Origin of the sequence: Streptomyces sp. NPDC002790, assembly GCF_040295505.1 — a bacterium.
GTDB lineage: Bacteria > Actinomycetota > Actinomycetes > Streptomycetales > Streptomycetaceae > Streptomyces.
In genome coordinates this window covers 1-7317 of record NZ_JBEOVM010000186.1, presented here as the reverse complement: position 1 = coordinate 7317, position 7317 = coordinate 1, and the positions used below count along the sequence as shown (strand labels likewise).

General features: G+C 69.7%; 8 protein-coding genes. 2 read left to right on the top strand and 6 right to left on the bottom strand.

Annotated elements, in window-relative coordinates; genetic code table 11:
• Positions 1 to 109: 109 nt before the first annotated feature.
• The gene (gene nucS / locus ABT004_RS35390) at positions 110 to 781 is read right to left on the bottom strand and encodes an endonuclease NucS (RefSeq protein ID WP_351345619.1); all 672 of its coding nucleotides are present in this window, start codon (positions 779 to 781) and stop codon (positions 110 to 112) included.
• A gap of 252 nt (positions 782 to 1033) precedes the next feature.
• Between nucS and ABT004_RS35385 the strand changes: the two genes are divergently transcribed.
• Complete coding sequence (locus ABT004_RS35385) at positions 1034 to 1426, top strand: SCO5389 family protein (RefSeq protein WP_266714153.1); 393 nt, start codon at positions 1034 to 1036, stop codon at positions 1424 to 1426.
• A gap of 92 nt (positions 1427 to 1518) precedes the next feature.
• On the opposite strand, the gene ABT004_RS35380 is transcribed toward ABT004_RS35385, so the two are convergent.
• Complete coding sequence (locus ABT004_RS35380) at positions 1519 to 2553, bottom strand: LLM class flavin-dependent oxidoreductase (protein WP_351345616.1); 1035 nt, start codon at positions 2551 to 2553, stop codon at positions 1519 to 1521.
• 211 nt (positions 2554 to 2764) lie between these two features.
• Here ABT004_RS35380 and ABT004_RS35375 point away from each other — a divergent pair, with 211 nt between their 5' ends.
• On the top strand, positions 2765 to 3106 hold the full coding sequence (locus tag ABT004_RS35375; RefSeq protein WP_351345613.1) for an Rv1322 family protein: 342 nt from the start codon (positions 2765 to 2767) through the stop codon (positions 3104 to 3106).
• Between the two features lie 22 nt (positions 3107 to 3128).
• On the opposite strand, the gene ABT004_RS35370 is transcribed toward ABT004_RS35375, so the two are convergent.
• The 4 genes from ABT004_RS35370 to ABT004_RS35355 all read right to left on the bottom strand — a co-directional run bounded on the left by ABT004_RS35370 (position 3129) and on the right by ABT004_RS35355 (position 7186).
• Positions 3129 to 3971 carry an ABC transporter permease gene (locus ABT004_RS35370; protein WP_351345610.1) on the bottom strand — a complete coding sequence of 281 codons (843 nt, stop codon included), beginning with the start codon at positions 3969 to 3971 and terminating at the stop codon, positions 3129 to 3131.
• Positions 3968 to 5257, bottom strand: a complete 1290-nt coding sequence (locus ABT004_RS35365) for an ABC transporter ATP-binding protein (RefSeq protein ID WP_351345607.1) — start codon at positions 5255 to 5257, stop codon at positions 3968 to 3970. The genes ABT004_RS35370 and ABT004_RS35365 overlap by 4 nt, the downstream gene beginning before the upstream one ends.
• 131 nt (positions 5258 to 5388) lie before the next feature.
• Positions 5389 to 6159, bottom strand: a complete 771-nt coding sequence (locus ABT004_RS35360) for an ABC transporter permease (protein ID WP_351345604.1) — start codon at positions 6157 to 6159, stop codon at positions 5389 to 5391.
• Position 6160: 1 nt separating this feature from the next.
• The gene (locus tag ABT004_RS35355) at positions 6161 to 7186 is read right to left on the bottom strand and encodes an ABC transporter ATP-binding protein (RefSeq protein ID WP_351345601.1); all 1026 of its coding nucleotides are present in this window, start codon (positions 7184 to 7186) and stop codon (positions 6161 to 6163) included.
• Positions 7187 to 7317: the final 131 nt, after the last annotated feature.

Genomic DNA, 7317 nt, shown 5'->3' with positions numbered 1-7317 from the left:
GCTCATCAAGCCCCGCCGGCGATTGAGGCGATCTTTCAGCCCCTGCGGCGATTGAGCAGCGGGGTCCGGGGCGGAGCCCCGTGACGTCAACGCCGCCTCGCGCGCCCGGTCAGAAGAGCCGCAGCTTGTCGTCCTCGATACCCCGCATCGCGTCATAGTCCAGCACGGCGCAACCGATCCCCCGGTCCGTCGCGAGCACACGCGCCTGCGGCTTGATCTCCTGCGCCGCGAAGACACCCTTCACCGGCGCGAGATGCGGGTCACGGTTCAACAGCTCGAGGTAGCGCGTGAGTTGCTCCACCCCGTCGATCTCGCCACGACGCTTGATCTCGACGGCCACGGTCCCGCCGTCGGCATCCCGGCACAGGATGTCGACCGGGCCGATCGCCGTCATGTACTCGCGGCGAATGAGCGTGTAGCCCTCGCCGAGCGTCTCGATGCGATCGGCGAGCAGCTCCTGAAGGTGCGCTTCCACGCCGTCCTTGATGAGGCCGGGGTCCACACCGAGCTCGTGCGACGAGTCGTGGAGGATCTCCTCCATCGTGATGATGAGCTTTTCGCCCGCCTTGTTGACGACAGTCCATTTGCCCTCGTCGTCTCCGGTGCCCTCCTTCAGAGTGCACGGCGGTGACATCCAGTTGAGGGGCTTGTAGGCACGGTCGTCCGCGTGGATCGAGACGCTGCCGTCCGCCTTCACGAGGATGAGGCGGGGTGCCGACGGGAGGTGGGCGGTGAGCCGGCCCGCGTAATCCACGGAGCAACGGGCGATGACGAGACGCATGGTCGGCAACGCTACTCGAACCCCACGGCCCAACGCACTTCGCCCTAGAACACGCGTTACGCACGCGTTCGCCAATGGCTGGTTGTGTACGAACGAATACCCCTACGCCCTGTTGCCGTTCGGACACGTTGCCTACCGTAGAAGACAGGAGGTCGCGACGCGTGCACGCTGCGTGTTCCACGGAGTGCCCGTGCCGAGGACTTCTGCCCTGTCCGTCAGCCCCCGCTCCCCGGGGGTGCGAGAGGAGAACCCATGTCGCTCGACGTCTCACCGGCACTGTTGGATCAGGCCGAGCGAGGCGAGGTTGACGAGAAGGACTTCGTCGACTGCGTCCGGACCTCCCTGCCTTACGCATGGGAGATGATCAGCTCCCTGGTGGCTCAGCTGAAGGTCGACGGCGGAGCGTTCGCCGACAACCAGACGCCGCCCCCGGACGAGCAGGCGCGCGGACAGCTTCTGCGTGCGCTCGCGAGTGACGCGATACGCGGCGCGTTGCAGCGGCACTTCGGTGTCCGCCTCGCGTTCCAGAACTGCCACCGGGTCGCGGTGTTCCCGCAGGACCCGTCGGTGGACGAGACGCTCGCCCGCTTCACCTCGGCTCGCAACCAGCTGCTCAACCAGTCACCGGAACTGCGTGACTGCTGAGCGTTGAGGGCGTAACAGCCGTTGCCTGTCGGCCCGTACGCGGGAGGTGCATCTGTACGGGCCGGCGGGCGCCGAGGTGCCGCGCCACAGCCTCAGTCGAGCTGCGGCAGTACCTCGGCTCCCAGCCGCCGCACATTCTCCTCCGTCGCCGTGAGATCCCCGGAGCCCTCGACGAGCAGCGCGAACCGGGAGATCCCCGTCCGCTCCGATGCGGCCGCGAGCCGGTCCGCGCACAACTGCGGGGTGCCGACCGGGTGCAGGGAGCACAGCAGCTCCGTGTACGCATGCGGGTCGCGCATCGCCCGCGCCCTGCCGTCGACCGTCACATGGGCGTCAAGCCCCTGCTTCAGCCAACCCGGCATCGCCTTCAGGAGTGTCTCCGCGGCCTCCGACTCGCTGTCACCGATCTGGGCGACACCGGCGGACACGTGCTCCGCCGCGTAGATCTCCTCGACCGCATGCCCGGCCTCGCGCGCGTGGCGCCGCCACTGGCCGACCATCTCGGCCTTCTCCTCGTCCCCGATGTGCATGCCGAGCAGCATCGGCAGACCCCGCTCGGCGGCGAGCCGCACGCTCTTCGGTGACGTACAGGCAACGATCACTTCCGGCCCTTCCTGGGCCGCGCCGCCGATCGCCACCGTCGGGCGCGGCACGACCGGGACCTCACGGAAGGCGAAGCGTCCCCCGGCGCCTGCCACGTGCTCGTCCCTCAGCCACTTGAGGAGCAGGTCGAGGGATTCCGGGAACCCCTTCTCGTACGCCTCGACGCCCGCCCCGAAGACCTCCAGGTCCACCCAGGGCCCGCCCCTGCCGACGCCGAGCGAGAACCGGCCGCCGGACGTGACGTGCAGCAGTGCCGCCTGCTCGCCGAGGGCGACCGGGTGCGCGGTCGGCAGCACGCTGACCGCCGTACCGACCCGCAGCGTGTTCGTGCGGCCGAGCAGCAGCGCGGCGAGCGTGACGGCCGATGGACAGGTCCCGTACGGCACGAAGTGGTGCTCCGCCAGCCACACCGAGTCGAGACCCGCCTCCTCGGCGACCTCGGCGGACCGCACCGCGCGGTGCAGCGCCTCGCCCTGCCCCTGACCCGGAAACTGGGCCGCCAGTACAAAAGTCCCTACACGCATCGCACTCCTGCCTTTCTTGGCGCCGACGCGGGCACTCCCCCTACAGGCAATAACGGGTGGCAAGTGCCAAAGACACGGCCTGGCAAGAGGATTGGCGGATTTTCCGGCAATTCCCGGCGGGCGTCGGCAGACCGTGTCGCCCGGAGCCCCGCGGCCTTCGGCGTACGCTTGATACGCCCTCCCGCACCGTTCAGACATCCCGAGGTGAGACGTGTCTCCGCGCCGCAACCGCCCGAAGGCAGGCGGATCGTCCAGCAGCAGCGAGTCCACCGGCAGTGGGGACGAAGCGAGGCGCTACGGCGGGTTCCAGTCCACGGAGAGCTGGCAGGGCGAGGAGTGGAGCGTGCGCCATGTGGCGGGCGCGAGCGCGGCCGGAAAGACGTACCGCTGCCCGGGCTGCGACCAGCAGATCCCCTCCGGGGTCGCCCATGTCGTCGCCTGGCCCGAGTTCGGGGGAGTAGAGAGCAGGCGGCACTGGCACAAGGCGTGCTGGAACGCGAAGGACCGCCGCACCACGAAGGTGCAGCGGTCCAGGAACGCGCCGAGGTACTGAGGGCCGCCGGGCCCCAGGACCCTTATACGTCGCGGCTGTTGAGCGACAGGAACGCGCCGCCGAGCGCCACCGCGGTGATCGCCGCCATGATCCACAGGGGTTGCCAGCCGGTCGGGCCCGAGCCCGCGGTCATCGAGTTGTCGTAGAGCACGGCGAGCTGGCTGGGGACCGAGTACTCGAACAGCGCCTGCTGCAGGTCCTTGAGCGCCTCCGAGAACATGAAGATCGCCATGACGAGCGGCAGCAGGACGATGCCGACCATGATGGTGATCGCGCCCGCCGAGTGCCGTACGAGCGTGCCGACGGCGAGGCCGAGCAGGCCGAGCAGCGCGACGAACAGGCCGACGCCGACGGTCGACTTCGCCCACGTGCCGCCCTCCGGGGAGTCCGTGCCCACGATGCCCACCTGGAGGGCGCCGACGAGCGCGGCGAACACGGTGGTCAGCACCGTGACGAGCAGGAAGAAGACGATGGCCTTGGCGGCGAGCACCCGGCTCCGACTGGAGCAGGCCGTCATCGTCGTACGGATCATGCCGGTGCCGTACTCGGAGGCGATGGTCAGGACGCCGAGGGTCATCACGCAGATGGTGCCGAGCAGCGTGCCGAAGAAGCCGAGGCTGAGCACCTGCTCGCTGCTCGGCGACGAGCCGTCGTCGGCGGCGACCACGGCGGCCGAGCCGAGACCGAGGCCGACCATCAGCACGATCATCACGCCCAGCGTCCACATCGTGGAGCGCACGGAGCGGATCTTCGTCCACTCCGAGGCGAGCGCGTCGCCGAGGTGCGCCTTGCGGATCGGGATGGGCGAGGCGTACGAGGCGCCGGGTGCGGTGAGGGGCGGGTACGGCGTGCTCGGCGTGGTCACCGGGTCTCCTTGTCCATCGGCGGGGCGGCGGGGCTCGGCCCGGTGCCGGCCGGGTTCGGCGGGGCGGCGGGCGGCGGCATCGGTGCGCCGGGCGGGGCCACCGGGGCGCTCGGCGGGGGCATCGGTGCGCTCGGCTGCGGCATCTGCGCGCTCGGCGGGGCCATGGGCGTGCCCGGCTGCGGCATCGGGGCCGCGTACGGATTCTGGCCCGCTACGGGCGCCTGGGCGGGCGGTTGGGCGGGCGGCTGAACCGGGGCCTGGGGCGGTGGTGGGGCGTACCATCCGGGCTGGCCCTGGCCGGGCACCGGCATCTGACCGGGCGGCACAGCGCCGGGCGGCAGCGGCTCGTGCAGACCCGCGCGCTGGTCGGCGGTCGAGCGGAAGTCGACGGCGCCCTGCGTCATCCGCATGTAGGCCTCTTCCAGCGAGGCCTGGTGCGGCGACAGCTCCCACAGCCGTACGTCGGCGCCGTGCGCCAGGTCGCTGATGCGCGGCAGCGGCAGGCCCGTGACCCGCAGCCCGCCGTCCTGCTCGGGCAGCACCTGGCCGCCCGCCTCGGTCAGCGCGGCCGTCAGCTTCTCGCGCTGCTGCGGCTCGCTGTCGGGGGTGCGCACCCGGGCGAAGCCGGCGGAGTTGTGCGCGATGAAGTCCCGCACGCTCATGTCGGAGAGCAGCTGCCCGCGCCCGATCACGATCAGGTGCTCGGCGGTGAGCGCCATCTCGCTCATCAGGTGCGAGGAGACGAAGACCGTGCGCCCCTCGGAGGCAAGCTGCTTCATCAGGTTCCTGACCCAGAGGATGCCCTCGGGGTCGAGCCCGTTGACCGGCTCGTCGAAGAGCAGCACCTGTGGGTCGCCGAGGAGCGCGGCGGCGATGCCGAGCCGCTGCCCCATGCCGAGCGAGAACCCCTTGGAACGCCGCTTCGCGACATCCTGCAGCCCGACGACGCCGAGCACCTCGTCGACGCGGCGGGCCGGGATGCCGGAGAGCTGGGCCAGGCTCAGCAGATGGCTGCGGGCGGTCCTGCCCCCGTGCACGGCCTTCGCGTCGAGCAGCGCGCCGACCTGCCGCGGCGCGTTCGGGAGCTTGTTGTACGGGTGGCCGGCGATGGTCACCCGGCCCGCGGTCGGCTGGTCGAGGCCGAGGATCATGCGCATCGTGGTGGACTTGCCCGAGCCGTTCGGCCCGAGGAACCCGGTCACGGTTCCCGGCCGCACCTGGAAGGAAAGGTTGTGCACGGCTGTCTTCGCGCCGTAGCGCTTCGTCAGGCCGACTGCCTCGATCATTCTCCGCACCCATCGGAAGGTTCTGAGAGTTTCAGGACGGGGCAGACGCCCCCCGTAAGGGTTAGGAGCCTATATGCGAGCTGACGGTTCCGGCCAAGAGTGAGCAAAGCGTCGGGCGGGGCCGGAGGGGACTACGCGTCCCGCTTCTTCAGCAGGACGTAGCCGACGATCAGGGCCACCGCCACCCACACCAGCAGGATCAGGAGCCCGCCTCCCGGCCCGTACGGCGCGTCGTCGCTCGGTGCGTCCACCACCTGCATGACCTTCAGGCCCGCCTGGTCGGGGAAGTACTGGGCGACCTTCTTCGTGGCCGAGACGCTGCCGAGGATCGGCGAGACCAGGAAGAAGAACGGCATCAGGATGCCGAGCGAGAGCATGGGGGAGCGGAGCATCGCCGCGACGCCCATGGAGAACATCGTCAGCAGCGTCATGTAGACGGCGGCGCCGAACACCGCGCGCAGCACGTTCGGGGCGCCCAGGTCCGTGCCGTGGTCGCCGAGCATCAGCTGGCCGAGGAAGAACGACGCGAAGCTGATGATCAGCGCGACGACGAGCGCGAGCAGCGCGGCGACCAGGATCTTGGAGAAGAGGAACGTGCCCCGCTGCGGGACCGCCGCGAGCGAGGTGCGGATCATGCCCGTGCTGTACTCGCTCGCGACCACGAGGACCCCGAAGACCAGCATCGCGAGCTGGCCGAGGGTGAGGCCGGAGAAGGAGATGAAGGTCGGGTCGAAGGTCAGCTTGTCGCCGGTCGACATCTTGTCGAACTCGTTGCCGGTCAGCGCGCTGATCAGCATGCCGAGGCCGACGGATACGAGCACCGCGAGGCCGAGTGTGAAGGCCGTCGAGTTCACCGATTTGATCTTGGTCCACTCGGAGCGGAGGACCTGGGCCGCGGCCATCTCAGGCGCCCTTCTCTCGGTTCGCCCGGTCCCAGCTCGAACCCCAGCCCGACTGCTGCGGATTCTGTGGACCCTGCGGGTTCGGTGGCGTCAGCGGGTCTTGCGGGTTCTGCTGCTGCGGAGCGTCCGTGTGCGCGTGGTACTCCACCGACTCCGCCGTCAGCTGCATGAACGCCTCTTCCAGGGATGCCTGCTGCGGGCTCAGTTCGTGCAGGACGAGCTGGTTGCGCGCCGCGAGCTCGCCGAGCTCCTCGGCGGGGTGGCCGTCCACCTCAAGGGCGCCGCCGGACTCCACGACCGTGATGCCGGCCCGGTGCAGCACGTCGAGCAGCAGTTCGCGCTGCGGTGAGCGCAGCCGGACGTACGAGCGCGAGTTGTCCCGGATGAAGTCCGCCATCGATGTGTCGGCGAGCAGGCGGCCCTGGCCGATGACGACCAAGTGGTCGGCGGTGAGCGCCATTTCGCTCATCAGGTGGGAGGAGACGAAGACGGTACGGCCGGCGTTCGCGAGGGATTTCATCAGGTTGCGGATCCAGTGGATGCCCTCGGGGTCGAGCCCGTTGACCGGCTCGTCGAACATCAGGATCTTCGGGTCGCCGAGCAGCGCTCCGGCGATGCCGAGCCGCTGCCCCATGCCGAGCGAGAAGCCCTTCGCCTTCTTACGGGCCACCGCCGTGAGGCCGACCGTGTCGAGCACCTCGTGTACGCGGCTCTTGGGGATGCCGTTGGACTGCGCCAGGCACAGGAGGTGGTTGTAGGCGTTGCGGCCGCCGTGCATCGCCTTCGCGTCCAGCAGCGCGCCGATGTAGCGCAGTGGGTCCTTCAGCTGGGCGTAGTGTTTGCCGTCGATCCGGACGTCGCCCGCCGTCGGATTGTCGAGGCCGAGCATCATCCGCATCGTCGTGGACTTGCCCGCGCCGTTGGGGCCGAGGAATCCGGTGACGATTCCTGGCCGGACGGAGAAGGTGAGGTCGTCCACGGCCGTCTTCTCGCCGTAGCGCTTGGTCAGCCCCGAGAGCTCGATCATGCGCCTACGTTAAATCGCACCAAAGCGTGCGGCCACTCGTGGTGAACGCCTCGGGGCTCCGCCCCGGAACCCGCGCCTCAATCGCCGGCGGGGCTGGAAATACCAATCGCCGGTGGGGCTTGATCTTTCAA

Bases quoted from the DNA above. Each gene is read 5' to 3' on its own strand.
- ABT004_RS35355 (WP_351345601.1), bottom strand. From the start codon at position 7,186: ATGATCGAGCTCTCGGGGCTGACCAAGCGCTACGGCGAGAAGACGGCC.
- ABT004_RS35385 (WP_266714153.1), top strand. From the start codon at position 1,034: ATGTCGCTCGACGTCTCACCGGCACTGTTGGATCAGGCCGAGCGAGGC.
- ABT004_RS35360 (WP_351345604.1), bottom strand. From the start codon at position 6,159: ATGGCCGCGGCCCAGGTCCTCCGCTCCGAGTGGACCAAGATCAAATCG.
- nucS (WP_351345619.1), bottom strand. From the start codon at position 781: ATGCGTCTCGTCATCGCCCGTTGCTCCGTGGATTACGCGGGCCGGCTC.
- ABT004_RS35365 (WP_351345607.1), bottom strand. From the start codon at position 5,257: ATGATCGAGGCAGTCGGCCTGACGAAGCGCTACGGCGCGAAGACAGCC.
- ABT004_RS35380 (WP_351345616.1), bottom strand. From the start codon at position 2,553: ATGCGTGTAGGGACTTTTGTACTGGCGGCCCAGTTTCCGGGTCAGGGG.